The organism is Petrimonas sp. (assembly GCF_963921705.1).
Lineage (GTDB): Bacteria > Bacteroidota > Bacteroidia > Bacteroidales > Dysgonomonadaceae > Petrimonas > Petrimonas sulfuriphila.
Genome location: NZ_OY997410.1, coordinates 2233710 through 2258641, shown reverse-complemented (window position 1 = coordinate 2258641; position 24932 = coordinate 2233710). Strand labels below are relative to the sequence as shown.

24 protein-coding genes are annotated in these 24932 nt (G+C 45.9%); 11 read left to right on the top strand and 13 right to left on the bottom strand.

Features of this window, described 5'->3' with window-relative positions; genetic code table 11:
- Window positions 1-8 precede the first annotated feature (8 nt).
- Both AACM02_RS09385 and AACM02_RS09380 read left to right on the top strand, forming a co-directional pair.
- On the top strand, window positions 9-473 hold the full coding sequence (locus AACM02_RS09385; RefSeq protein ID WP_332456695.1) for a V-type ATP synthase subunit K: 465 nt from the start codon (window positions 9-11) through the stop codon (window positions 471-473).
- Window positions 474-586: 113 nt separating this feature from the next.
- Entirely contained in the window at window positions 587-1294 is a 708-nt protein-coding gene (locus AACM02_RS09380; RefSeq protein ID WP_339116790.1) for a hypothetical protein, read from the top strand.
- On the opposite strand, the gene AACM02_RS09375 is transcribed toward AACM02_RS09380, so the two are convergent.
- On the bottom strand, window positions 1295-2230 hold the full coding sequence (locus tag AACM02_RS09375; protein ID WP_332456697.1) for a cation diffusion facilitator family transporter: 936 nt from the start codon (window positions 2228-2230) through the stop codon (window positions 1295-1297).
- Between the two features lie 216 nt (window positions 2231-2446).
- Here AACM02_RS09375 and AACM02_RS09370 point away from each other — a divergent pair, with 216 nt between their 5' ends.
- The 6 genes from AACM02_RS09370 (at window position 2447) to AACM02_RS09345 (ending at window position 11370) form a co-directional block, all read left to right on the top strand.
- Window positions 2447-2905 (top strand): hypothetical protein, encoded by a 459-nt coding sequence (locus tag AACM02_RS09370; RefSeq protein ID WP_332456698.1) that lies wholly within the window; start codon window positions 2447-2449, stop codon window positions 2903-2905.
- A 107-nt stretch (window positions 2906-3012) separates the two neighbouring features.
- Window positions 3013-6834, top strand: coding sequence for an efflux RND transporter permease subunit (locus tag AACM02_RS09365; protein WP_339116789.1), 3822 nt, complete (start codon window positions 3013-3015; stop codon window positions 6832-6834).
- Window positions 6835-6847: 13 nt separating this feature from the next.
- Entirely contained in the window at window positions 6848-8338 is a 1491-nt protein-coding gene (locus AACM02_RS09360) for a TolC family protein (RefSeq protein ID WP_339116788.1), read from the top strand.
- A 15-nt stretch (window positions 8339-8353) separates the two neighbouring features.
- Window positions 8354-10009 carry an efflux RND transporter periplasmic adaptor subunit gene (locus AACM02_RS09355; RefSeq protein WP_339116787.1) on the top strand — a complete coding sequence of 552 codons (1656 nt, stop codon included), beginning with the start codon at window positions 8354-8356 and terminating at the stop codon, window positions 10007-10009.
- Between the two features lie 35 nt (window positions 10010-10044).
- Entirely contained in the window at window positions 10045-10437 is a 393-nt protein-coding gene (locus AACM02_RS09350; RefSeq protein ID WP_214063544.1) for a heavy-metal-associated domain-containing protein, read from the top strand.
- A gap of 153 nt (window positions 10438-10590) precedes the next feature.
- On the top strand, window positions 10591-11370 hold the full coding sequence (locus AACM02_RS09345) for a glycoside hydrolase family 16 protein (RefSeq protein ID WP_339117452.1): 780 nt from the start codon (window positions 10591-10593) through the stop codon (window positions 11368-11370).
- A 4-nt stretch (window positions 11371-11374) separates the two neighbouring features.
- On the opposite strand, the gene AACM02_RS09340 is transcribed toward AACM02_RS09345, so the two are convergent.
- From AACM02_RS09340 to AACM02_RS09285, 12 genes are all read right to left on the bottom strand, one after another.
- Window positions 11375-12196: a ThuA domain-containing protein gene (locus tag AACM02_RS09340; RefSeq protein ID WP_339116786.1), complete on the bottom strand. Its 822-nt coding sequence runs from the start codon at window positions 12194-12196 to the stop codon at window positions 11375-11377.
- Window positions 12197-12200: 4 nt separating this feature from the next.
- On the bottom strand, window positions 12201-12668 hold the full coding sequence (gene queF / locus AACM02_RS09335) for a preQ(1) synthase (protein ID WP_214025744.1): 468 nt from the start codon (window positions 12666-12668) through the stop codon (window positions 12201-12203).
- Window positions 12669-12803: 135 nt separating this feature from the next.
- Window positions 12804-13352: a DUF1345 domain-containing protein gene (locus AACM02_RS09330; protein WP_339117451.1), complete on the bottom strand. Its 549-nt coding sequence runs from the start codon at window positions 13350-13352 to the stop codon at window positions 12804-12806.
- 159 nt (window positions 13353-13511) lie between these two features.
- The gene (gene queC, locus AACM02_RS09325; protein WP_339116785.1) at window positions 13512-14177 is read right to left on the bottom strand and encodes a 7-cyano-7-deazaguanine synthase QueC; all 666 of its coding nucleotides are present in this window, start codon (window positions 14175-14177) and stop codon (window positions 13512-13514) included.
- 24 nt (window positions 14178-14201) lie between these two features.
- Window positions 14202-14795 (bottom strand): hypothetical protein, encoded by a 594-nt coding sequence (locus AACM02_RS09320; protein ID WP_332456705.1) that lies wholly within the window; start codon window positions 14793-14795, stop codon window positions 14202-14204.
- Between the two features lie 54 nt (window positions 14796-14849).
- On the bottom strand, window positions 14850-15968 hold the full coding sequence (locus AACM02_RS09315; RefSeq protein ID WP_332456706.1) for an ABC transporter permease: 1119 nt from the start codon (window positions 15966-15968) through the stop codon (window positions 14850-14852).
- Window positions 15969-15982: 14 nt separating this feature from the next.
- Window positions 15983-17068 (bottom strand): ABC transporter permease, encoded by a 1086-nt coding sequence (locus AACM02_RS09310; protein ID WP_339116784.1) that lies wholly within the window; start codon window positions 17066-17068, stop codon window positions 15983-15985.
- A gap of 12 nt (window positions 17069-17080) precedes the next feature.
- Window positions 17081-17830 carry an ABC transporter ATP-binding protein gene (locus AACM02_RS09305; protein WP_332456707.1) on the bottom strand — a complete coding sequence of 250 codons (750 nt, stop codon included), beginning with the start codon at window positions 17828-17830 and terminating at the stop codon, window positions 17081-17083.
- Window positions 17831-17833: 3 nt separating this feature from the next.
- A complete protein-coding gene (locus AACM02_RS09300; protein WP_339116783.1) occupies window positions 17834-18736 on the bottom strand; it encodes an ABC transporter ATP-binding protein in 903 nt (300 codons plus the stop codon).
- A complete protein-coding gene (locus tag AACM02_RS09295) occupies window positions 18733-19650 on the bottom strand; it encodes an HlyD family efflux transporter periplasmic adaptor subunit (protein ID WP_339116782.1) in 918 nt (305 codons plus the stop codon). The genes AACM02_RS09300 and AACM02_RS09295 overlap by 4 nt, the downstream gene beginning before the upstream one ends.
- Before the next feature lie 29 nt (window positions 19651-19679).
- Window positions 19680-20957 (bottom strand): TolC family protein, encoded by a 1278-nt coding sequence (locus tag AACM02_RS09290; protein WP_339116781.1) that lies wholly within the window; start codon window positions 20955-20957, stop codon window positions 19680-19682.
- Complete coding sequence (locus AACM02_RS09285; protein WP_214063135.1) at window positions 20954-21553, bottom strand: TetR/AcrR family transcriptional regulator; 600 nt, start codon at window positions 21551-21553, stop codon at window positions 20954-20956. The genes AACM02_RS09290 and AACM02_RS09285 overlap by 4 nt, the downstream gene beginning before the upstream one ends.
- A gap of 143 nt (window positions 21554-21696) precedes the next feature.
- Here AACM02_RS09285 and AACM02_RS09280 point away from each other — a divergent pair, with 143 nt between their 5' ends.
- From AACM02_RS09280 to AACM02_RS09270, 3 genes are all read left to right on the top strand, one after another.
- Complete coding sequence (locus tag AACM02_RS09280) at window positions 21697-22488, top strand: DUF4382 domain-containing protein (RefSeq protein ID WP_214063136.1); 792 nt, start codon at window positions 21697-21699, stop codon at window positions 22486-22488.
- Window positions 22489-22679: 191 nt separating this feature from the next.
- Window positions 22680-23540 (top strand): DUF4382 domain-containing protein, encoded by an 861-nt coding sequence (locus AACM02_RS09275; RefSeq protein ID WP_339116780.1) that lies wholly within the window; start codon window positions 22680-22682, stop codon window positions 23538-23540.
- A 107-nt stretch (window positions 23541-23647) separates the two neighbouring features.
- Complete coding sequence (locus AACM02_RS09270) at window positions 23648-24910, top strand: DUF3472 domain-containing protein (RefSeq protein ID WP_339116779.1); 1263 nt, start codon at window positions 23648-23650, stop codon at window positions 24908-24910.
- The last annotated feature ends 22 nt before the right edge of the window (window positions 24911-24932 follow it).

Sequence of the window (24932 nt, the reverse complement as noted above, 5' to 3'; positions counted from 1 at the left end):
AACAATTTATGGAAACTAATTTATTTATTGCCTATATCGGCATAGCGATTATGTTGGCTCTCACAGGTATCGGAAGTGCTTACGGGGTTACGATTGTGGGAAATGCAGCCATTGGCGCTGCTAAAAAAGTGGACGGAAAATTCGGTAACTTCCTGGTTCTAACAGCCTTGCCAGGGACGCAAGGATTGTATGGATTTGCCGGATACTTTATGTTTCAAAACATCTTTAACGTGCTTACACCCGAGATCACATTTTTCCAGTCAATGGCCACGCTTGCAGCCGGACTTGCACTGGGCTTTATCGGCTTGTTGTCGGCAATCCGTCAGGGGCAGGTTTGCGCTAACGGTGTCGTCTCGATTGGGCAGGGACACGATGCTTTCGGTAACACCCTGATTCTTGCCGTATTTCCCGAGCTTTACGCTATTGTGGCCCTTGCCGCTGCATTCCTTATCGGAAGCGCAATTGCGGTATAAATACAGTTCATTATTCTTCAAAAGCCGTCCTCCGATACAAGGGCGGCTTTTTTGTATCCAATTAATCCAATGGCTAAAAATGTAGTCTGATCAGAAAACAAAGGACCAAAACAATGAAAAAAATACTGTTCTCTTTCCTGATTATTTTTCCTGCTTTTTTGACGGTACGGGCGCAATCCTATGCCTTGCAATTGACAAACAACGATCTGGCTTGCTACCTCGATATCTTTGAAAGTGGGAAGTACCTGATAAAATTAAGCCACAAAAATGCTCCCGACCTGGTGATATCGCAACCTTTGTCCTTCGGGAAGTATACGGTGGAAGATAACGGCAACTACACGCTGACCGACGGGACAAATCAATATGTCATTACCCTGGAACCTGTTACGGGAAACAAGATTTTTATGGTGAAGGACGGATTCAGATGGATGCAATTAAATTATTTTGTAAAAAGCTCGGATAAGCCCTCGTCCCCCGTATCAATTTCAAGTGATTTCCTGTCGCGCAGTGAGCTGCTCAGTTACAGGGAAAAGATAAGGATAGATAAGAATATTTACAAAAATAAATTCAGAAATGGTTTTTATCAATCCGATTTCAATCCGGAGTTTACGTTTCGTGCGCATGAAGACGGAACCTATTCCATACGGTTTTATTCGTTGGAACTTTCCAATGGAACGTGGGAAAAAGAGGATAATTTCCTGAAGCTGAAAGACGATAACCTGGCAGCATACTTTTTCGTGGCGGTGGAGCCGGAGGATAAATTAAAGAGCATATTGATGCCCGGGGATTTTTCCCTGACCCGGTTTTCAAAAGTCAGTTGATCAGGTATCAAAATCGTCATCGTCGGAATAATTCATCCGGTCGATTTTGATGTCGTTCAGCGACAATGGATCTTCAATGGGCTCAATGTGGGTGGTGACGGTAACCGTATCATCGAACATATTTTCGATGCGCTGTTCAATTATTTCGGCGTAGTCGTGGCCTTCTTTTACTGTCCAGTCTCCCGGAACCAGCAAATGAAACGATATGAATTTCCGGTGTCCGGCCTGACGTGTCAACAACGAATGATAATCGATGTTCTTTCCTTTCAGTGAATCGAAATAACCCGTAATCTGTTTGATTTCTTCCTGCGGGATGGAAGCATCCATCAGTCCGCTTGCCGACCTGCTGATGAGTTTATACCCTGTGTAAACAATGTTCAACGCAACAAGAATAGCGATGATGGGGTCGAGTACCAGAAGCCCTGTAAATTTCACCACCAAAACCCCCGCAATAACCCCTGCTGAAGTCCACACATCTGTCATCAGGTGCTTTCCGTCAGCCTCGAGCACCATTGACCGGTGTTTCTTTCCGTTTTGAATCAATAGAGTTCCTGCAAACAGGTTCACCAAGGATGCCCCAACAGAGAACAACGTTCCTATACCCAGGTTTTCCAGCGGTTGCGGATGGATAATCCGCGGGATTGACGTGTAAATAATGCTGAAGGCCGCAATCAGGATAAGCGCACCCTCAATGGCGCTTGAGAAATATTCGGCTTTTCCGTGCCCGTATTCGTGTCCCTCATCGGCAGGTTTTTCGGAAATATGCAGGAGAATAAGGGCTATAACCGCGGCAAAAAGGTTCACAAAAGACTCCAACGCATCGGAGAAAAAACCCATTGACCCGGTTTTTAAATAAGCCGTAAACTTCAAACCGATAGTTACCACTGCTGCAGCAATGGACAGATACATGAATTTTTTCAGCGACCGGGTTTTCATTTTTTTACAAATAAGTGTTGCAAAATTAATCATTTTAAATATTGTGACCTAAAATCTCCGGAAAATTACAGCAATTCATCGTTAAACAGGTCCATTCATTGACAAAATCGGAAACTGTTCGATCTTCCCGGATTTGCAGTATTCCAAAATAAAACGTATTTTTGTCAACTTTCTTGAGCAGTTGTTGTTCATACCATAATAATTGAAGGAACTAAAATGAAAAAAGGGTTGGCTCTATTTTTACTGAATATCATGGCGCTGGTTGCTGTTCAACCGGTTATAGCCATGCATTTCTGTGAAGGAGAGTTGTATTCCTGGGGGTTGTTTGCTAGTAACGACGAGTCGTCGTGCTGCCAGCCGGGAACAAAAGGACACTCCTGCTGCGGAACCCATTCTTCTGACAATCCGAATTGCAGTTTGAATAAAGCCCTGGATGATTGCTGCGACTTTGAAACCATTCAGGTTGCAACAGACGATTATCAGAAACAAATACAGGAGTTTAATTCAGATAAATTGTCCCTCACGTTTGAAAATGTATGGCTTACCCTGTATAACCTGCTTGGGGGGACAATTGCCGAACCCAATACCCTTTTACTTCAAAATGACTTTCCGCCCAAAGGGCTTTTTCTGCAAGATGTAAGTATCCGCGATTACATCTGCATCTACCGCATTTGATTTTTTCGATTGTCAATGATCGCAATTACCGGTTATTGACGGGACACTTATGTGCATTTATTTACCAACAGATAAAATAAGTTGTTCAACAATTGAATAAAATCATTATGCTAAACAAAATAATCAAGCATTTTCTGAATAATAGGTTAATTACCCTGTTACTGCTTGTTGTCATCATTGCATGGGGGATATCCACGGCACCGTTTAACTGGAACAGCCTGCTGCCGCGCGACCCCATACCGGTGGATGCCATTCCCGACCTGGGTGACAATCAACAGATTGTGGCCACTGAATGGATGGGGCGTTCACCCAAAGATATACAGGAGCAGATTACCTATCCGCTAACCACTTCACTGCTGGGTATCCCGGGAGTGAAAACCATCCGAAGTACCTCCATGTTCGGGATGTCGTTTATCTACATCATCTTCGAAGAAAATATCGAATTTTACTGGAGCCGCTCCCGGATATTGGAAAAACTCAATTCACTCCCGCCCGGAACGTTACCCGACGGTGTCCAACCCGGCCTTGGCCCTGATGCGACCGCACTGGGGCAGATATTCTGGTATACTCTCGAAGGGCGGAATCCGGAGACGGGAGAGCCTACGGGAGGCTGGGATCCGGAAGAGCTGCGGACGGTACAGGATTTCTATGCCAAGTACACGCTTTCCTCAGCCGAAGGAGTAGCCGAAGTCGCCTCCGTCGGAGGTTTTGTGAAAGAGTACCAGGTGGAGGTGAATCCCAACGCACTCCGGGCCTATAACATCACCATCATGGATGTGATGACTGCCGTACAAAAGAGTAACCTGGACATTGGTGCTGAAACGGCCGAGATCAATAAGGTGGAGTACCTGGTCCGAGGGCTGGGATACATCAGGCATGTGTCTGACCTTGAAGAAGCGGTAATAACCGTCCGGAATGGCGTGCCGGTAAAAATAAAGGATGTGGCCTTTGTCACACTGGGGCCCGCGACCCGGCGCGGAGGGCTCGACAAGGAAGGAGTGGAAGCCGTGGGCGGTGTGGTGGTGGCCCGTTACGGATCCAACCCGCTTCATGTGATCAACAACGTGAAGGCAAAAATCGAAGAGATGGAGTCGGGACTTCCGCAAAAGACCCTGGCCGACGGGACTGTAACCAAAGTGACGGTGGTTCCGTTCTATGATCGTTCAGGCCTGATCCAGGAGACTATCGGCACCCTACAGGAAGATTTGTCGCATGAGATCCTAATCAGCGTCATCGTGATCATTGTCATTCTTATGAGCCTAAAAGCTTCGTTTATTGTATCCGGATTATTGCCCCTGACGGTATTGCTTACTTTTATTGTCATGCGTCTCCTGCGGATCGACGCCAACATTGTCGCCCTTTCCGGTATTGCCATTGCCGTAGGTGTGATGGTCGACATCGGTGTGGTGTTTGTGGAAAACATCATTCAACATATGGAGAAGCCGGCAAACAAGGGAATCACGAAAGGTCAGGCATTTGTGGACCTGATTTACAGGAGTGTCAGCGAGGTATCGGTACCCACAATCGTAGCCATGCTGACCACCATTGTCAGTTTTATCCCCGTTTTCTTCCTGGAAGCTCAGGAAGGTAAGCTCTTCAAGCCGTTGGCCTACACAAAGACCATCACCCTGGTGAGTGCACTCGTGCTGGGTATGACTGTAGTGCCGACCCTGGCCTATTACGTTTTTTCAATCGGTCTCTCTTCAAAGAAAGTGAAGAGGGTGTTCAATGTCTTGCTTATTGTGGGCGGTATTGTGTGGTACGCCTTCTCGGGCACATTCCTGGTGCTTTTCATTTCCCTTTTCGGGTTCAGCAACCTGCTTGCTCACAAATGGAAAAATACCAAGACAACCACCTATATCAGTGCGGCTATTGCCGTTCTGGCAGCCCTATACCTGCTTACTTCAGAATGGATGCCTGTAGGTCCTCACAGCGGTTTTGTCGTGAATTTCATTGTTGTGATAGTCAGCATCGCTCTGATCCTGGCCTTTTTCGAGACCCTGATTTCAAATTACGAATTCCTGATCCGCTGGTGTCTGGCCAATCGCTGGAAGTTTATGATCCTCCCCGCACTCACGTTACTTTTGGGTGTGACGATCTGGTTTGGCTTCGATTCGCTTTTTGGGTTTGTGGCCAAAGGTTTTGAAACAGTAGGCTGGAAATCGTTCCGGCAGACCGGGGTATGGCAGGCGGCCAACCGTACTTTTCCCGGTATCGGAGAAGAATTCATGCCCAGCCTGAACGAAGGATCTTTCCTGCTGATGCCGACCAGCATGCCCCATACCGGTATCGAGCAGAATCTGCAATATATTGAAACGCTGGATAAGCGTATCAGCAATATTCCAGAGGTGGAGATGACCGTGGGGAAATGGGGACGTGTCAATTCGGCTCTCGACCCGGCACCGACACAGATGTTCGAAAATACCATCAATTACCGTCCCGAGTTTATTGTCGATCAGGACGGCCATCGCCAACGCTTCAAAGTCAACCGCGACGGTGCCTATGTCCTGATCGATCAATCCACCTACAATCCCAAGGACGGATTCAGGCTGATACCAGCCGACAGCCTGGTTGCAGACAGGGGAGGAGAGTACTTCAGGCAATGGCGCCCGGAAATCAAAAACGAGGACGATATCTGGAAAGAGATCATCAATGTATCCCACATACCCGGGCTCACCTCGGCTCCGAAACTGCAACCCATCGAAGCACGTACCGTGATGTTGTCTACGGGCATGCGCGCCCCCATGGGCGTAAAGGTGTCGGGGCCTAACCTGGAGGCCATCGAACAAGGGGGTAAAGCACTAGAAGAGGCATTGAAAGACGTACCTTCCGTCTTGCCCTCTACCGTGTTTTACGACCGCGCTGTGGGTGCTCCCTATATTGAAATCAACCTGAACAGGCAGCATATGGCCCGTTACGGCCTTACTGTAGCCGACCTGCAGGACGTAATCGGCGCGGCCGTCGGCGGAATGCCGCTGACTACCACGGTAGAAGGGCGCGAACGCTTTCCGGTAAGGCTGCGCTACCCCCGCGAATTGCGGGAAAATCCCGAGGAGCTGGCACGTATCATCGTGCCGACCGCAACCGGTGCACAGATTCCGCTGGGTGACGTGGCCGATATCACTTACACTCGGGGTGCGCAGATGATCCAAAGCGAGAATACCTTCCTGATAGGGTATGTGATCTTCGACAAGGTAGCTGACAAGGCCGAGGTAGATGTGGTACAGGAAGCCCGGAGGGTACTTCAGGAGAAAATAAGAACCGGGGAACTGGAACTTCCAAAAGGGGTTTCCTACCATTTCGCGGGAAACTACGAGCAACAGGCACGTGCAGCGAAACGTCTTTCCATACTGATTCCTGCCTGTCTGGTACTGATAATACTGATCCTTCATTTTCAGTTTAAATCGTTCACCGCAGCTTTTATCCATTTCTCCGGCGTATTTGTAGCATTCGCGGGTGGATTCATCTTGTTGTGGCTTTACGGGCAACCCTGGTTCCTGGACATCAACCTGGGTGATGTTAACTTGCGTGATGTTTTTCAGATACATCCCATCAACCTGAGTATCGCGGTATGGGTTGGCTTTATTGCCCTGTTCGGTATTTCCACCAGTGATGGCGTGTTGATGGGATCATTCATTCACGACACGTTCCTGGAGCGGAACCCGCAGACAAAGGAAGAAATCAGGGAGGCAGTGGTGTTTGCCGGGCTGCGCCGGGTTCGCCCCGCTGCCATGACCACTTCCGTCACACTCATCGCACTGCTGCCGATTCTGACCTCTACGGGAAGGGGATCGGACATCATGGTACCCATGTCAATACCCACATTCGGAGGCATGTTGATCCAGACGATGACGATTTTCATCGTCCCCGTATTGCAATGCATGTGGAGGGAATGGGCTATCAGAAAACAGGGACATATCAACGAATAAAATACAAAACATTATGCAACACAACATAAGATTAAGACTTTTTCTTACCGCAACCGTGGCGATTACCTGGAGCATAATATCCATCTTCGCACAGGAAACGGATTCGCTCAGCCACTACCTTGAAGTCGCCGGCAGGAATAATCCGGGGCTGAATGCTGACTTCCTGACTTACAAAGCTTCACTTGAAAAAGTGCCGCAGGCCGGTTCTTGGCCCGATCCGGAGCTGGATATCGGTTTTTTTCTTAAGCCGATGGACATTGTGGGTGGGCGGCAGATCGCCGATTTTACCCTCATGCAGATGTTCCCCTGGTTTGGAACCAAAAAGACGGCACAGACCGAAGCCACCCATATGGCGAAGATGGCGTATGAACAATTCAGGGAGACACGCGACAACCTTTACCTGGAGGTATATACCCAGTGGTACGTTCTTTCTACACTGGTGGAACAGCTCAATAACAACCGTGAGAATCTGCAACTGTTGAAACAACTCGAAGAGCTTGCCCTTCGCAAAGTATCCTCTCCGTTCAGTGGTTCTACTTCAGGTTATTCTGTACCTGCTCCTTCTCCGGCGACAAAAAGCAGCAGCTCATCACCAACTGGCGGTGGCATGGCGGGGATGGTTTCGATGGGGGGATCCACAACTTCTTCCGGTACCTCCTCTTCCTCTATGTCCAGTATGAGCGGTTCAGGAGGTAGTATGTCTTCAGGTATGGGTAGCATTGCCCCAGGCATGTCGGATGTGCTCCGTGTACAACTGGAAGTAGTTGAAATCGAAAATAATATTGAAAGCATTCTTTCGGAGATTGCAGCTGAAAAAGCCAGATTCAACGCGTTATTAAGTCGTCCCACAGGTCTTGAAGTAACCCTGCCCGATTCCATAGCAAAAGTTTCCTTTCTTTTTGATGAGGCCGTTTCTCTGGGAGAGATTGAAAACCAAAACCCTATGCTAGGTATGTTGATGGAAGAGGAACAGGTTTTCCGGGCAAAAGGTGAGATGGAAAAAAAAATGAGTTATCCCATGTTTGGCATCGGGCTGCAGTACATGCTGATCGGCAAAAACGCTGCAACACCGATGGATCAGGGAATGGACAACGGCATGAGCGGTATGGACATGGTCATGCCCATGATTTCCATCACCCTTCCCATTTACCGGAACAAATACAAGGCACAACAACGGGAAAGCCGGTTTATGCAGCAGGCAGCCCGGGAAAAGTACCGAAACACGCTGAACACACTTCAATCCGACTTGTTACGGCTGAAACACCAGCTCGATGATGCGGAGCGAAAGATCGCGCTTTACCGGAAACAGGAACAACTGGCGCTGACAGCCTATCAACTGGTGGTACAGGAGTTTGTCTCAGCAAAAAGTGATCTTACCAACGTGATCCAGGTTCAACGGCAACTGTTAGATTACCGGTTGCGACAAGCTGAAGCCATTGCCGAATACAACACAAAGGTGGCTTCCATCCGGAAATTGCGTTCTTTTCAAACATCCAACAATTAACTCAAGACAATCATTATGAATAAGCATAAAATACAAAAAATTCTCCATCGCCCTTACCTCAGGTACGGGCTGATCCTGCTGGCCGGATTATTTCTCGGCTGGCTAATTTTCTCCGGTAGCCCTTCCGGCGGAGATGTAACATCTCCGGTCGGCCATCATGACCATGATCACGGAGAGGATTCCTCAGTTTGGACTTGCTCCATGCATCCACAGATAAGGATGGAAGAACCCGGTGATTGCCCCATTTGCGGAATGGACCTGATTCCTTTGCAAACCAACGGATCGGGCGATATCTCCGTCGATCCGGATGCTATTCAGCTCTCCGTTGAAGCGGCTGCACTAGCCAATGTGCAAACCACGATCGTAAGCAGACAAAATCCGGTGAAGGAAGTGCAGCTTTACGGTACCATCCAAGTGGATGAGCGGCTTTCTCAATCGCAAACATCGCACGTGAGCGGACGCATCGAAAGGCTGTATGTCTCTTTCACCGGCGAAAGTGTACGCCGCGGACAACCCATCGCCACCATCTACTCCCCTGAGTTGTTAAATGCCCAGCAGGAACTGATTGAGGCGGTAAAAATGAAAGACCTTCAGCCTGCACTATTACAGGCAGTACGGGAAAAAATGCGGCTATGGAAGCTGACGGATGAACAGATTGCGCGCATTGAACAATCGGGCGAGGTCTCTCCGCTGATCAATGTGACTGCCACCACAAGTGGAGTCGTGATGGCAAAGAAAGTGAACCAGGGTGACTATGTAAATACCGGTACTGTGCTCTTTGATGTAGCCAACTTATCACAGGTCTGGGCCCTGTTCGATGCGTACGAATCGGACCTCCCTTTCCTGAAAGTGGGCGACCGGCTGGAATATACACTCCAGTCGTTGCCAGGCAAAACATTCTCGGGAAAAATCTCCTTTATCAATCCTATCCTCGATCCGTCCACGCGGACAGCAAAGGTGCGGGTAGAGACAGCCAACCCCCGCATGGAACTGAAACCGGAGATGTATGCCAATGCCTTCATCCGTGCACCGCTGAAACAATATAACAATGAAATTGTTGTACCCAAGTCGGCTATTCTTTGGACCGGGAAACGATCCATCGTCTATGTGAAGCAGCCGGATACGGAAACGCCGGCGTTCCTGCTCCGGGAAATAGAAGTTGGGCCGTCGCTGGGAGATGCCTACGTGGTTCTGTCCGGCCTCAACGAGGGGAATGAAATCGTGACTAACGGCACCTTTACCATCGATGCCAGTGCTCAACTGGCTGGAAAACGAAGCATGATGAACGATGAAGTGGGCCGGGCCGTTACGGGGCATGAAGGACATACAATGAATGGATCCACTCCTGCAACCACGGCACCAGCTACGGGTTATGAGGGTCACAACATGCAGGCCGCCGCTTCGGGCAGTGAACATGCGATGCTGGCGGTGCAGGGATTGTGTGAAATGTGTAAAGATCGTATAGAAAAAGCTGCGAAATCAGTTATTGGAGTTAATACTGCCAGTTGGAATTTAAATACAAAACAACTACATCTTGATTTTGATCCGGCCAAAACATCGGTCGATGCTGTTAGCAAAGCCATTGCCAAAGCCGGGCACGATACCGATAAATACAAAGCAGACAAGGCTACATATGATGCGTTACCTTCTTGCTGCAAGTACAGAGATTAATAATCAGATTTACAAACCAAAAAGTGAAAACAAAAATGAAAACAAAAATTTTAGTGACATTTGCACTGAGCGGATTATTGTTCATTTCCTGCAATTCAGGAACCTCCAAAGAAAATAAAACGGAGAGAGAGCACATAGAGATGACACCCGGAACGGTCAACGAAGAGCATGCCATGCTTGGCGTAAAGGGAAGTTGTGAAATGTGCAAGGATCGTATCGAGAAGGCAGCAAAGAGTGTGGAAAACGTCACTTTTGCAAGCTGGGATATGGAAAAGCAAGAACTCCATCTGAATTTTGATCCCGACAAAACCAGTATTGAGACTATCAGTAAGGCTATTGCCGCAGCTGGACACGATACCGACAAGGACAAAGCACCTGACGAGGTCTATAACGCTTTGCCCGCTTGTTGCAAATACAGGGAACCGTGAGAAACGGGATTAATCGTTGTAAAAACACCCGGTTTTGCAAAACGCTGCAAAATCGGGTGTTTTGGTTTCCGGTTAATTAACTGTTTTATTTTTCTTACATTTGTAGACAATTAAAATCACGAAATAATGAAAAACTCTTTTTTGCTGGTTCTCATGCCGGCCCTATTGTTGAATCTTTCCGCTTGTTCGGAACAAAAAAAAAGCGATCCGAAAAATGATAAATGGACACTGGTCTGGGAAGACGATTTCAAAGGGAAACAACTGGATACTACCCAATGGACTAAAATTCCCCGGGGAAAAAGCGATTGGAACAATTACATGAGCGATTACGACGGACTGTATGTTATGAAAGACGGTAACCTGGTGCTGAGGGGTATCCAGAACCACGTTTTACCCAACGATACGGCTCCTTTTCTGACGGGCGGGGTTTATACCAAAGACAAACGGACATTCGGACTGGGTCGTTTGGAGATAAAGGCAAAATTAAATCCTGCTAAAGGTGCCTGGCCTGCATTCTGGATGCTCCCGAAAGAAGGAAAATGGCCTGATGGAGGTGAAATAGACATTATGGAAAGGTTAAGCCACGACAAGCTTATTTATCAAACCGTACATTCCAGGTATACACAAACCGACAGTTTACGGGTTAATCCGCCAGCCAGTTCCATTGTGGGTATGAATCCCGATACCTACAACGTATACGCCCTTGAAAAATACCCGGACAGCCTGGTTTTCTATGTGAACGGCACCCGGACAAAAAATTATCCGCGGATTACAACTTCTCAGGAAGGGCAATTTCCATTTGCTGACCAGGAGTTCTACCTGTTGCTCGACATGCAGCTGGGCGGCAGTTGGGTAGGGGCTGTCAATCCGGCGGAGCTACCCGTAGAGATGTATATCGACTGGGTACGCTATTACGAGCCTAAGAAAAATTAAGCCGTTACTTATACACGGGACTGACCCATTGTTCTTTCGGCCGGTATTTGCTTTCGGCCGCCCATCGGATTCCCCTCTTTTGAATCTCCAGGGCCTGCAGAACGTTAAAGTCACTCATTACGTGCCCCAGGGAGGAGTAAAAAACTCGTCCGGTTCCGTAGTACTTTTTCCACGCGACAGGAACAACACATCCATCAATCCATGAGGAATGCTCTCCAGTAAAAGTCGTTGAGGCAAGCACTTTCACGTTGGGATCGACGTGTACGAAATACTGTTCGGAGTGCATGTCAAAATCGTTCAATCCCCGGGTAACTTCATCCTTATGATCGGTAATCTTCACCCGGTAATCGATAATTCCGCCGGGATGAGCCACCCATTGTCCGCCAACCATAAACTGATATTCCGTATTTTCCCGGAAAGAATCCCCGATTCCTCCGTGCCATCCGGCAAAACCGCATCCTGCCTTAACAGCTTCCAGCAGCCCTTTTTCCTGCTCCTGCGTTATTTTGGCCATCGTGACAACCTGAACGATAAGATCAAGGGACTCCATCAGTTCCTTGTCGGCATACGTATCCAGTTTATCGGAAACAATTACCTCCGCACCTTCAGCTCGGAGCCACGGCACGAAGATGTCGACGGACTGCCGAGGTTCATGGCCATCCCAGCCCCCATAAACATACAAAACTTTCTTGCCTTTTAAAACCGTGCTCTCCCTCTCCGCATTGAGGATCATTCCCTGTGCAAGTACATTCTCAGGCAGTAAAACAGATCCGGCTCCCAGCGCAACGGATGCCTGGATAAATTTGCGACGCGATAACTTTTTCATATTTTCAGGTATTTAGGGGAAACGAATGGTTAAACAGTCTTTCCTCAGCCAATCTCTCATATCGGGTACCGGAACGGCCGTAGTTGACATACGGATAAATGCTGATGCCGCCGCGGGGAGTAAAAACTCCGGTAACTTCAATATACTTCGGATCCATCAACCCGATGAGGTCTTTCATAATGATGTTGACACAATCCTCGTGAAAAGCACCGTGATTGCGAAAACTGAACAGATAGATCTTTAACGATTTGCTCTCTACCATTTTTACGTCGGGAATATAATCGATCCGTATGGTGGCGAAGTCGGGTTGTCCTGTTATGGGACATAAACTCGTGAACTCGGGACAATCAAAGGTAACCCAGTAATCGTTACTTTGGTGCTTGTTTTCAAAAGCTTCCAATACCTCGGGAGCGTAATCTTGCTTGTATGCTGTTTTTTTGCCGAGAAGGCTTAAGTTTTCGGTTTGAGACATAATTTCAATTGTAAGTCGATTATTCTTCAAATATAATACGAAAAAAAATACAAATAAAATATTCTCCTGTTTTTCTGTAGAAGAGAAAATCCGATCCGCCGTTCTCCTATTATTTAAGCGTTTCTGATAATACGGTCACTTCATGAGTCCCGCAATAATGTTAATGGTAAGAGCCACAACAAAAGTGTTGAACAAAAAAGACAGGACTCCATGCACCAGTGCAATACGGCGTATTCTCTTCGAAACAATAGAAACATCGGAAACCTGAAAGGTAGAGCCCATCACAAAAGAGAAATACGCAAAGTCCATATAATCGGGGTTTTTCTCTGAAGGAAAGTCCAGTCCTCCCGTAAATCGTTCGCCTTTAATTCCCGTTCCATTGTAATATTCATGAGCGTAATGAAAGACATAAATCGTATGCATCATCGCCCAACTCAAAAGGATACCTGCCACATTAAGAGGAACGAAAAAAGGGTTTTCCATGAATGTTTGATCCTTGGACATCATCAACAACAGAACGATAAAAATATTGGTAAAAGAAGAGATGATCACCATGAAGAACACAAATATTGTACTCCCGTCATCTTCCACCGCTTTTTTCTTAATCTGATCTACCTGACGCAAAAAGATAACCATCCAACTGAGGATTAGAAAAACACACGAAAAAATAATCCAGGCAATCATTAAGCGAAAAAGAACGGGGACCTCTCTTTCTATCAGAAAAAAGGCACCACCGGTAATGAACAAACTGATCAAAAACCGAGTAATATGAGTAATTTCCAAGAAAAAGCTTACGAATTTACAGGCTGGTTTCATGGCGCATTTTTGTGTACACGGTAAGTTTTACTTTCTATCCGCAAGATATTCCTGTAATCCCCGGTTGCGTAACTTACATGCGGGGCAGTGTCCGCACCCCCCGGCTTTAATTCCGTTGTAGCAAGTAAGTGTTTCATTTTTTACGATATCAAAGACCCCTAGATCGTCGGCAAGTGCCCATACTTTTGCTTTATCCCGGTGCATCAGTGGGGTGTGGATGACAAAATGCTTATCCATAGCAAGGTTTATCGTTGCGTTTAACGAATGGATAAACGTGTCCCTGCAATCGGGGTATCCGCTGTAATCAGCCTCGGAAACGCCTGTTACCAGATGCTTGATGTTTTTTGCATAAGCGACAGCTGCCGCAAATGTGATAAATAACATGTTTCGTCCCGGCACAAACGTATTGGGATATGAACCGGCAGGTTGTTCTTCATCCATAACAATGGACGCGTCTGTTAACGAATTGGGCGATAGGTGGGAGATAACGGAAGCATCGAGCAGCTGAAACGACACACCGGCTATTTCGGCAATGTTCCGGGCAATCTCTACTTCCAGCGAATGCCGTTGTCCGTAGGAAAAGCACAACGCTTCAACGTTTCTAAAAGTTTGTTTTGCCCAAAACAGGCAGGTGGTAGAATCTTGTCCTCCTGAAAAAAGGACAAGTGCATCTTCATTTTTGTAATCTGTCATTTTTAGTAGGGTTTCTTTTCATTCTTACATCAAAACCGGCGCCTCTCCCTTTTCAAATTTAACGGCCGGAGAATTGGAAATGTCTTTTTTGAAGGATTGTATGGCGTCATCATTCATTTCCGTCAACTGAACAACCACCCTGTTCTCAAAAACGTCGGCACCGGCACCGGCAAAACGGGTTAGAAAGGGATGGTCGGCCGGGACGGACGAATTGCTGAGGAACTGGTCGAGACGATCCATCACCTGCATCATTTCACGGTAAGAATAGGTACAGGGTTCAGTCAGAAAATCATCAGTTCCAAGAATCGAGGCTAATACCGGACGGTACTGTTCCGGATTCCCCACCACACAGATCACAAATTTTCCATCGTTGTCGATAAAAGAGCCACCGTAGTATGGAGGGTAGTCGGTTGCTGCCGGTTCCTCCATTTCCCAGTTGGGGCTGAAGGACGACATTAATTTGTCGTGAAGGTTTTTCGAAAGTTGCTCCGTTTTTTCAACAGTTGTCTTAGGAGGCTGTTGAATACCGCCGGCAGCTTCTTTCGCTTGTCGGTTACAGGCCGCTCCCGTTAACAGGACTACGGCAAGAATAACGATTGTGGAAATGTTTTGTTTCATATTTTTAATAACACTTTTCTTGCACTTTTGTTTCAATAGCCTATTCTCAATTATTCAGCCACGTTTTTTATAACTCAATACCGCCCACGTATTGAAGAACACCGCAAACCCGGTTAGCCACATCAACGGCTTAAAAAGATCGGGCAATGCACTGCCCTTCAGATATACGAGCCGCATGATCTCGATGAAGTAGGTGAGGGGATTGGCATAAGCGACAGCCTGTGCCCACCCGGGCATGGCGGAAACAGGGGTGAACATCCCGCTGAGCAGGATAATGATCAGAATAAAAAACATAACCAGAAACATCGACTGCTGTAACGTGTCGGAATAGTTGGAGATGATGATTCCCAATCCGGTAATCCCCAGCAGGAAAACAACGGCGGAGATATACAGCGTGGCAAAACTTCCCGACGGAAGCAATCCGTAAATCACCCACGTGACCAAGAACGACAGGGTCAGGATAACAAGCCCGATAATCCAGTACGGAATAAGTTTTGCCAGAATAAAATTAAATTTGCTTACCGGCGTTGCGTTGATCTGCTGGATGGTGCCGGTCTCTTTTTCAATCACGATGTTCAGTGAAGGCAAAATACCGCATATCAGCGTCATCATGAGTACAATAAACGCCGGCAGCATAAAGGTTTTGTAATCGAGGCGCTTGTTGTAACGGTAATCGGTTACCGCATCAATGTGCGATGCATCCGACAGTTCGGATGCCGGAAAGAGTTCAGTACGAAGTTCCTGCGAATAATCATTGATAATCTGCGTCAGGTAATTGTTCCCCAACAACCCCTGTGTACTGTTTACAGCGTTTGCTGAAATCATTACCTTAGCACGTCGCTCCTTCACCATATCGGTGTCGAATGAAGCGGGAATTTCCAAGACAATATCCGCCTTTTCTTTCTCTATATCGCCAATGGCATCGTTGTAACGGGTGGATACACCCGTAAGAATAAAATAAGCTGATGCATCTATTTTGTTTATCAACCGTTGGGAGTAGACACTTCTGGCATTGTCCACCACGTGGATTTGTATGTTCTTCACTTCAAAATTAATCGCCCACGGAAAGATCAACAGTACCAAAACCGGATACAGCACGATCATCTTGGGTATAATCGCATTCCTGCTGATCTGCTTGAACTCTTTCTCAATGAGGTATTTAAGTTGACTCATGTTGTTTTAATTGTTTAAAGTCGGTTTTTGATTTTCGCAATGCTTGCCCCGATAAGAAAAACAACCATCCCGGCAAGGATACCTACTTCTTTTGCCACATGGGTAAATCCCAGTCCTTCGATCATCACCTTTTTCACCGCAGCAATGTACCAACGTGCAGGTACAACCGATGATGCCCATTGCAACGGTTCAGGCATATTGTCAATGGGGAAAATCATTCCTGACAGGATCAAAGTAGGCATCATCAGTCCTATTCCCGAGATAAGCACAGCGGTTACCTGTGTTTGTACGAGGGTAGAAATAAGCAAACCCAGAGAGAGCGCCAGGAAAATGAAAAGAACCGATACGGCAATCAGCAGGGCCAAATTTCCCTGGATAGGAACATCCAACACAAAATAAGACAACAACAGGATGGTAATCAGGTTGATGAACGAGAGTGCCAAGTAAGGGACCGTTTTTGAAATCAGTACCGTTCCTGGTTTTAGCGGCGATGCCAGAAGTACTTCCATCGTACCGCGCTCCTTTTCCCGGACGATGGAGATCGAAGTCATGATGGCACAGATTATCATCAGCACCAATCCCATGATTCCGGGCACAAAAGTGTATGCCGATTTCATTTCGGGATTGTAAAGCAGTTTGTTCTCCACTTCAATCCGATAAGGAATGTGGGGGCGATATTCGCTAACGTTTGCCGTCACGTAGTTCGCGACAATGGTTCCCGTATTTGGATTGGATGCGTCGGCAATGATCTGCAGTTGAGCTTTCTTTGCGTGGACAAGGTTCTCGTTGAAATTTTGTTCGTACACGATGGCCACATCCGTTTCCCCTCGTTGCAGCAACTTGTTTATCTCATCGGGCGAGTACACATATCCCTGCATATGGAAATAGGGATTCGCCGCCAGGCGTTCGGTAATATCGCGTGTGGCGGCATCTTGTGCCGGATCGAAGACCACGGTACGGATATGTTGTACTTCCATATTGATAGCGAATCCGAACAACAAAATCTGCACAACCGGCATTCCCAGAAGGATCAGCATGGTGCGTCCGTCACGGAGTATGTGGTAGAATTCCTTATGTACGAAAGAGAGAAATTGCTTCATATCAATTGTCTATTATCCATTATCCATTCTTGTCGCTTTTCTGGCCAACTTCCGGAATACCTCATCCATGCTTTCCGCCTGATGAATTTCCTTGAGGTTGCCGGGGCTGTCCAACGTTTCAATTCTTCCGTCGACCATTATCGATACTCGGTGACAATATTCGGCTTCATCCATGTAGTGCGTGGTTACAAAAACCGTGATCCCACGGTCGGAAGCTTCGTAAATCATTTCCCAGAACTGGCGCCGCATGGCCGGATCGACTCCGCCGGTAGGTTCATCAAGAAAAACAATTTGAGGCGTGTGAAAAACAGCTACCGAAAAAGCGAGTTTCTGCTTCCAACCCAACGGCAGGGATTTAACCAAAGTGTTTCGTTCACTTTCGAACCTCAACCGGTGAAGCAATTCATCCGTTTTTTCTTTTATCTCTTTGTCTGTCAACCCGTAAATCCCACCAAAAAGGCGTATATTCTCCCATACTTTCAGGTCTTCGTACAACGAAAACCGCTGACTCATATATCCGATGCTGCGTTTTATCTTCTCGTTTTCTTTCAGGATATCGTATCCGGCCACCGTCCCTTTTCCTGATGTAGGCTTGCTGATCCCGCACAGCATCTGCATGGCAGTGGTCTTCCCAGCGCCGTTAGCACCCAGAAAACCAAATACTTCCCCTTTGCGGACATCGAAGGAGATACGGTCAACAGCGGTGAAGTTGCCAAACTTTTTCGTCAATCCCGAGACATTTATTACAATATCACTTTCCATTCTTCACGTTTCACTTGTCAACGCCATGAAACAATCCTCCACAGTCGGCGTCGTAACATTGATCTGCACTTTTGAATACCCTTTTTCTTTTAGATAGTATTGAAGCCCGGCGACCGGTAAATCCGGCTGAACGGTAACATGGTGTTCATTTCCGAACGCAAAGCAGGTTTTCACCTTTGGATGCGCCCGTAAATCGTGCAACGATGCCGATAAATTTTCAGTTTGTACCGTCCACAAGGTTTCTGTATAACGGTTTATGATGTTTTGCGGCGTATCGGTAGCGATAAAGCTTCCTTCGCGCATTAACGCAATGCGGTCGCATAGGCTTGCCTCGTCCATATATGCCGTGGAAACCAAAACGGTTATCCCTTCGGATTTCAACCGCTCCAGCATAACCCAGAATTCTTTCCGGGAAACAGGGTCCACACCGGTTGTGGGTTCGTCAAGAATCAGTACTCCGGGTTTGTGTATCAACGCGCAACTGAGAGCAAGTTTCTGTTTCATCCCGCCCGACAATGCTCCCGCCCGGCGTTTCTTAAAAGGTTCAATCTGTTGGTAAATATCCTTGATAAGCGGGTAGTTCTCCTCCAGGGTGGTATTGAAAACGGTGGCAAAAAACTTGAGGTTTTCTTCCACGCTCAAATCCGGATAAAGCGAAAATCTCCCCGGCATATATCCGATTATGCAACGAATTTTCCGGAAATCTTTGACTAAGTCCCATCCATTTATTCCGGCAGATCCGCTATCAGGCAACAACAATGAGGCTAGAATGCGAAAAAGGGTGGTTTTCCCCGAACCGTCGGGCCCGATCACACCAAAGATTTCTCCGTCGTTTACCGAAAAGGAAAGGTCGTTTAACGCGGTTACCTTCCCGTACGTTTTATGCAAATTTGTTGCCGTAATCATGGCCTTCCCTCCAGGTTCCGGAATTTAACTTCTCCGTACATGCCAATTTTAAGAAAACCGTCGTTCTTTACAGCAATTTTTATCGCATACACCAGGTTTGCCCGTTCATTTTTGGTTTGAATCGTTTTGGGCGTGAATTCCGATTTTCCGGATATCCACGACACGGTACCGGGGTATGATTTCATGTCACCCTCTCCGGCATCCACGCGTACGGTTACGGAATCGTTAAGTTTTATGCCGGATAGCTGATCGCTGGTGATGTAGGCACGTAGGTACATATTGTCGATGTCGGCGATTTTGAAAAGCGGTGATCCCGTACCGGCAAGCTCACCCCGTTCGGCGTATTTGTTGAGCACTACACCCGAAGTAGGGCTTTTTATGGTGCATTTTTTCAACAAATCATCCAATTGCGCTACCTGAATCTGCAAGGCGGAGCTTTGTGCGTATATATTCTCGCTGCTCTTTTGTAAGGTGGAGGTTTGGGCCGACAATTGTTTTTGTAAAACTTCAATTTGAGCGTTTATGTCGTCCAGTTGCTTTTTATTTGCCGCGTTTGCCTCAACCAGGTTCTGCGTACGGGTGCGCTCCCGTTGCAACGTTTGAATTTGCTTCTCAATGGCAGCTGTTTGCGCACCGATGTTTGGACGTTGCACCCGAACGCCCTGGACGTTTGACTCCAGGCTCATTTTTTGTAGAAAAAGTTGCACGGTGTCTATCTGCCCCACAACTTCTCCGGCTTGTAGTGTTTGTCCTTCTGCAATGTCCAGCGACAGAATTTCACCGTTTCCCTGCGCCGACACAATAATTTCTGTGGCCTCGAACGATCCGGTGGCGTCGTAGTCGCTGTCATTGCCTGAACAGGAAGCAAGAAGAAAAAGTATAACCGGAAAAATAAAAAGTTTTGTTAGCTTCATATTGTTGCTGTTTGTATTGATTTTCTATTTTAATTTGTTGTGAATTTTAGCTTGTAAACCGACATCAGGTATTGAATTTCGTGCAGTGATTTTGCCTGCCTGGCAGCTTCCAGAGCGTTGATCTCCTGCAGTAAATCAGAAACCGTCAGCGTTCCGTTCTCCACTTTTGCTTCCGCAGCGTCTTTTATTTGCTTTCTCAGCCGGATAATCTCGTCATCATCCTGCATGGTATGGCGGTATTTTTTTATCTCGTTTTGCTGTTGCGGAAGCTGCACGTTCAGGTTATAGAGAAAGGTCTCACGCTCTGAATCGAGCGTCATTTTTTGCTGTTCAATGCTTTTTTTCTCTTGTTTGTAGGTATACAGGCTGCCGAGATTCCACGAGAAACTCACTCCTCCGATCACATACGGTTTAAATTTATTTTCAAACATGTTCAATGCCGGCTTTCCGTATCCGCCCTGGGCAAACGCACTGATAACAGGCCTGTTCCTGGCGGTCAGGGCTGTTTTTTGTGAATTCAGCAGGTTTTCCTGAGCCGTAAAAAACCGCAGCTCGGGACGGTCAATAACCACATGATCAGGCACTTCAGCTACCGGTGGTTTTACAAAAACGGTTTTCGGGTCTATACGGTGTCCGGTTAAAACAGAAAGGATCTTGATATAACTGTCCAACGCCGATTCCATTTGAATGCGTTGCTGGTTTGTTTTTAGTTGCTCCACTTTTACGGCGCTTAAATCGGCATCGTTGGCCACACCGTTTAACACGTAGCTTTGCACTTTCTCTAAGTTTCGCTGCAACTCTTTTTCCAGGATACCCTGTTGCGTCAATTGTTCGTTAAGCAGTAAAATACCAAAAAAAACCTGATTGACCCGTTCCTGAAGCGAATAGATTTCGGTTTCAAGTTTTTGTTTCTCCACTTCGGCATTGGCGACGATCATCTCTTTTTGCGCTGAAACCTTTCCACCATCCCAGATAAGCTGATTCAATTGGCCATAGACCTGATACTGGTCTTTATCGGGAATAGGAATCTCAAGAGGAGGAAAATTAGAAGGCAACTCCAGATCAATCCTTGTAACATCGCTTTGCCATGTTGCTTTTGCATTCAGGGAAAGTTGCGGGTAATAGGCTCTGTTAGCGTTTTCCAAATTAAAACTCCTGATATTTTCAATGACATTAAACCGTGCAATTGCTGGATAATTTTCGCGAGCCATCCCCTGACAATCTTCGATAGTGAGGGATTGTGCATTAACTGTGAACACGGGTATAAAAAACAGCGGTATAAATAATGTAAATCTTCTGTATTTCATTGCTGAGATTGTTTTAAGATGGCAAAAATCCATTCAGGGATCAATTTTTCCCTGTTTTCGATAAATTGTAAAAAATCTTCTTCTTTCACCATTCCTGAAGTGATAAACAGGGGTTTGGCGATAAAGGGAAAGATGGTCAGGCTGACGATATTCATGATAAAGTCAGGTGTGGAAATGGCAAAACCGTTGTGTTGAAGCTGCTCGTCTATGGTTGGCTGGGATATTGTCCGCGCCTGCTGTAAAATGGGGTTAAATATATTTTCATTATTTCTTAGTTCGTTGAGCACGAAAATGGGCAGCTCTTCATTTTCTATTAACAATTTCGTGTAATTCTTGACAAGAAGCCTGATTTTCTCATCCAGAGAAATATCTCTATCCGATAAAACGGGCATCATCAAGCCGAAAAGAGCTTCAAATTTTTCCTTCAAAACCTGTTTGAACAGATTTTCCTTGCTGCCGAAGTAGTAATTGACCAATGCCAGGTTTATTCCGGCTTCCTCCGCGATGTCCCGCGTCTTGGTCGCCGCATACCCTTTTTGGGTGAATATTTTTCTCGCAGCTGCTGCTATTTTCTGTTCCGTAGTCAAGTCTTCCATTTTCAGGTTTATTTTTTTGATGCAAAAGTATACAATCCCCATTTATTAAACAAGTGTTTTAAACAAATGTTTAAAACACATTTTGGTTTTTTTCTCGTATCTTTTTTCCGTTATTCGTTATCTTTGCGGTAAATTGACTAAAAATGAAGGCTATTCTAACCCTATTTTCCCTTTTTCTTTTTGCAATCTCTTTTACGGGATGCTCCAAGAACGATCCGAGCATAAACGCCACCCGGCTGAGAATAAAACTTACGGATGCTCCCGTATTACTGATATCGGAATTTAACGTAGACATTCAGAAAATTGAAATCTCTACTACCGACAACACCACCAGCGATGAAAAATGGACGACCCTTGATTTCCAGGGAGGGGTTTACAACGTTCTTCCGCTTTCGAACGGAAAATCAAAACAGATTATCGATCAGTTTTTCCCGGCCGGGGTATTGCGAAAAATAAAAATAACGTTTGGAAACAATTCAAAGATTAAAACAGACACAGGGGAAAAAGACCTTATTTTGGATTCCGAGATTAAAGACGGTATTATTGTGGAGGTCAATGAGAACCTCTATGCCAATTACATCACCAGCATAATGATTGATATCAATGCGGCCCTTTCGTTCTACGAATCCAACGGGAATTATTTTCTTAAACCGGTATTGCGTATTTTTCCAGAAGCGTTTGGCGGGTCGTTAAAAGGGTATGCCCTGCCCGTGGAAGCCATGCCTATCGTCAAAATCGTAAAAGACAAGGATACGCTATTCACCATACCCGAAAAATCCGATGGGATGTTTCTTTTTAAAGGCCTGAAAGCAGGTGAATGGGAAATTGCCGTTTTATCGGCTTCGAGCCTGGGTTACCGGGATACACTTTTTGTGGATTCCGTATTTGCTGGCAAAACACGGGAGTTAAAATCAAAGATTATCCTTAAAAAATAAACGTTTTGTCGTACTAATTTCCCTTTTTTAATCTTTTTGCCAGTAAACGGGGGGGTGTTTTTTGTTTTTCTTAAGTAAAACCCAACAACAAACACAAGAGTTGAGGTGTTTTATTATAACACTCGTAATAACGGGTCTTTTTTTGACGAAAAAAATTTTAACTAAAACATTTAACTAAAACATCAAATTTTATGAGAAAAGAAAAATTTAAAATTCTCTTGTCGACACTGTCCATTGTGGCATTGTTGCTTTTTGCTGTAGGATGTACAAACGAAAATGAAGGCTTGACCAGTGGAAAAGCTCAAATTCAGTTTAAACTGACCGATGCCCCATCATTAGATTACGCCAAAGTGGTTATTGACATACAGGGCGTTAAAGTTGGAGTAGCGGATGAATATTACGAGGATGACAACGATCCTTTTTATGATGACACCGATGAATTAGACGAAGTTGAATGGGTTACCCTGAACATTAGCAACCCCGGATTGTATAATTTGCTGGATTACAGAAACGGAGAAATGATCGCCTTGGCCGGTGGAGAAATTCCCGCTGGAAAAATAAGCCAGGTCAGGTTACTGCTGGGCCCCGACAGCTATGTGGAAACTAAGGATGGAACAGAGTATCCCCTTAAGACACCATCAGCACAAACAAGCGGGTTGAAGTTCAATCTTCACGAAACTTTACTTGCCGACATGATGTACAGTTTCGTCATTGATTTTGATGCTGCGCGTTCGGTAGTCGCTACGGGAAATAACAAGTACATTTTAAAACCGGTTATTCGTACGTACGCAGAAGCTTGGGGCGCCACATTGAGAGGTTTTGTCCTCCCGCCGGAAGCCAACGCTTTTGTTCAAATTACCAAAGCAACGGACACATTGATTTCGCTGCCCGAAGAGGACGGTAAATTCTTGTTCCCCGGTATTGACGAAGGTACGTGGAAAGTGGAGTTTATTGCCGACACGGCAACGGAATATACTAATTTTGTAATGGAGAGTGTTCCGGTTGTTAAAGGCGAGATAAAAGATGTAGGCACCGTTACATTGGTAAAGTAATACAACAAGTATTAGCATACTATCGAGTAAAAAAAGCAAGGCCCTTTTCCGGGGCTTTGTTGTTTTTATTGGTCTTTACACGTAACTTTGCAGATAAATTCAAACAGATGAATAAGATTTGCTCAACAGTTCTCTTTTGCTGTTCCGCCTTATTTTTGTTTTCGCAAGAAGTAACGTATGAAATTGAATTAAATGGAAATGCTTACGTGACTTCTTTTCAACAGGGTGCATCCATCACCCGGTCCGGACTTGAAGAATGGGTCAACGAAAAATCCGTCATCAAGACATTCGTTTATTTCCACAAACCGGAAAAAATAGTGATTTCAATAAAAGGAGATTCGGATAAAGAGTCAGTGATTGAAGCGACTTTCCAAGGGAAGAGGTCAAAAATTTCTGTTCCTGCCGGAAGATTTAAAATTCCTCTAGGGATCTTTCAAATTCTCAACACGGGTTATCAACCCATAGAATTACGGGGTATAAGCAGGTCAGGGAAAGAGTTCGCCCAGATAGAATCGTTTGTTGTTCAATCGGAGGAACAACCAACTTATGTGCACGATTTCTCCGACTATTGGGGTAGGCGAGGGCCTTCTGTTCATCTTCGTTATACAATGCCCGAAGATACGGTTGAATGGTTTTATAACGAAGTCACTGTTCCGGCAGGAAACGATATCCCGGGCAGTTATTACATGGCGAACGGTTTTGGTGAAGGGTATTTTGGAATTCAATGCAATTCCGAAACCGAACGAAGGGTGCTGTTCTCCGTTTGGAGCCCGTTCAACACACAGGATCCAAAACGTATTCCCGACAGTTTAAAGATCAAACTCTTACGAAAAGGAGAAGGAGTCTATATCGGTGAATTTGGAAACGAAGGTTCGGGCGGACAAAGTTTTTTGCGGTACAACTGGAAAGCCGGCAAGGCCTATAAATTCCTGACCCGGATAAAGCCAGACGGACTGGGGAACACCGTGTATACCTCTTATTTCTTTGCTTCCGATGAAAATCGATGGAGGCTGATAGCCAGCTTCCTTAGGCCCAAAACCCATGTTTTTTATACCCGTGCACATTCTTTCCTCGAAAATTTTATTCCTGGACAAGGATACCTGACCCGAAAGGTATTGTTTGGGAATCAATGGTTTGTGACCAGTAACCGGAAATGGATAGAAGCCGGCGAATCGGTTTTCACATACGATGAAACTGCCCGAAAACAAGTCCGGTTGGATTACCGGGGCGGGTACAACAAGCAAAAGAACCTGTTTTATCTTCAAAACGGAGGATTCTTCAACAAATCAACTCTTTACGAATCAAGATTCACAAGGAAAAAGGAAAACAAAATTCCGAAAATAAACTTCTCCGAACTCGAAAAACTGTAACTTTAGTCATTGGTTCTCTTGA

Coding starts and splice junctions, on each gene's coding strand:
- AACM02_RS09385 (WP_332456695.1), top strand. CDS start 9: ATGGAAACTAATTTATTTATTGCCTATATCGGCATAGCGATTATGTTG.
- AACM02_RS09380 (WP_339116790.1), top strand. CDS start 587: ATGAAAAAAATACTGTTCTCTTTCCTGATTATTTTTCCTGCTTTTTTG.
- AACM02_RS09375 (WP_332456697.1), bottom strand. CDS start 2,230: ATGAAAACCCGGTCGCTGAAAAAATTCATGTATCTGTCCATTGCTGCA.
- AACM02_RS09370 (WP_332456698.1), top strand. CDS start 2,447: ATGAAAAAAGGGTTGGCTCTATTTTTACTGAATATCATGGCGCTGGTT.
- AACM02_RS09365 (WP_339116789.1), top strand. CDS start 3,013: ATGCTAAACAAAATAATCAAGCATTTTCTGAATAATAGGTTAATTACC.
- AACM02_RS09360 (WP_339116788.1), top strand. CDS start 6,848: ATGCAACACAACATAAGATTAAGACTTTTTCTTACCGCAACCGTGGCG.
- AACM02_RS09355 (WP_339116787.1), top strand. CDS start 8,354: ATGAATAAGCATAAAATACAAAAAATTCTCCATCGCCCTTACCTCAGG.
- AACM02_RS09350 (WP_214063544.1), top strand. CDS start 10,045: ATGAAAACAAAAATTTTAGTGACATTTGCACTGAGCGGATTATTGTTC.
- AACM02_RS09345 (WP_339117452.1), top strand. CDS start 10,591: ATGCCGGCCCTATTGTTGAATCTTTCCGCTTGTTCGGAACAAAAAAAA.
- AACM02_RS09340 (WP_339116786.1), bottom strand. CDS start 12,196: ATGAAAAAGTTATCGCGTCGCAAATTTATCCAGGCATCCGTTGCGCTG.
- queF (WP_214025744.1), bottom strand. CDS start 12,668: ATGTCTCAAACCGAAAACTTAAGCCTTCTCGGCAAAAAAACAGCATAC.
- AACM02_RS09330 (WP_339117451.1), bottom strand. CDS start 13,352: ATGATTGCCTGGATTATTTTTTCGTGTGTTTTTCTAATCCTCAGTTGG.
- queC (WP_339116785.1), bottom strand. CDS start 14,177: ATGACAGATTACAAAAATGAAGATGCACTTGTCCTTTTTTCAGGAGGA.
- AACM02_RS09320 (WP_332456705.1), bottom strand. CDS start 14,795: ATGAAACAAAACATTTCCACAATCGTTATTCTTGCCGTAGTCCTGTTA.
- AACM02_RS09315 (WP_332456706.1), bottom strand. CDS start 15,968: ATGAGTCAACTTAAATACCTCATTGAGAAAGAGTTCAAGCAGATCAGC.
- AACM02_RS09310 (WP_339116784.1), bottom strand. CDS start 17,068: ATGAAGCAATTTCTCTCTTTCGTACATAAGGAATTCTACCACATACTC.
- AACM02_RS09305 (WP_332456707.1), bottom strand. CDS start 17,830: ATGGAAAGTGATATTGTAATAAATGTCTCGGGATTGACGAAAAAGTTT.
- AACM02_RS09300 (WP_339116783.1), bottom strand. CDS start 18,736: ATGATTACGGCAACAAATTTGCATAAAACGTACGGGAAGGTAACCGCG.
- AACM02_RS09295 (WP_339116782.1), bottom strand. CDS start 19,650: ATGAAGCTAACAAAACTTTTTATTTTTCCGGTTATACTTTTTCTTCTT.
- AACM02_RS09290 (WP_339116781.1), bottom strand. CDS start 20,957: ATGAAATACAGAAGATTTACATTATTTATACCGCTGTTTTTTATACCC.
- AACM02_RS09285 (WP_214063135.1), bottom strand. CDS start 21,553: ATGGAAGACTTGACTACGGAACAGAAAATAGCAGCAGCTGCGAGAAAA.
- AACM02_RS09280 (WP_214063136.1), top strand. CDS start 21,697: ATGAAGGCTATTCTAACCCTATTTTCCCTTTTTCTTTTTGCAATCTCT.
- AACM02_RS09275 (WP_339116780.1), top strand. CDS start 22,680: ATGAGAAAAGAAAAATTTAAAATTCTCTTGTCGACACTGTCCATTGTG.
- AACM02_RS09270 (WP_339116779.1), top strand. CDS start 23,648: ATGAATAAGATTTGCTCAACAGTTCTCTTTTGCTGTTCCGCCTTATTT.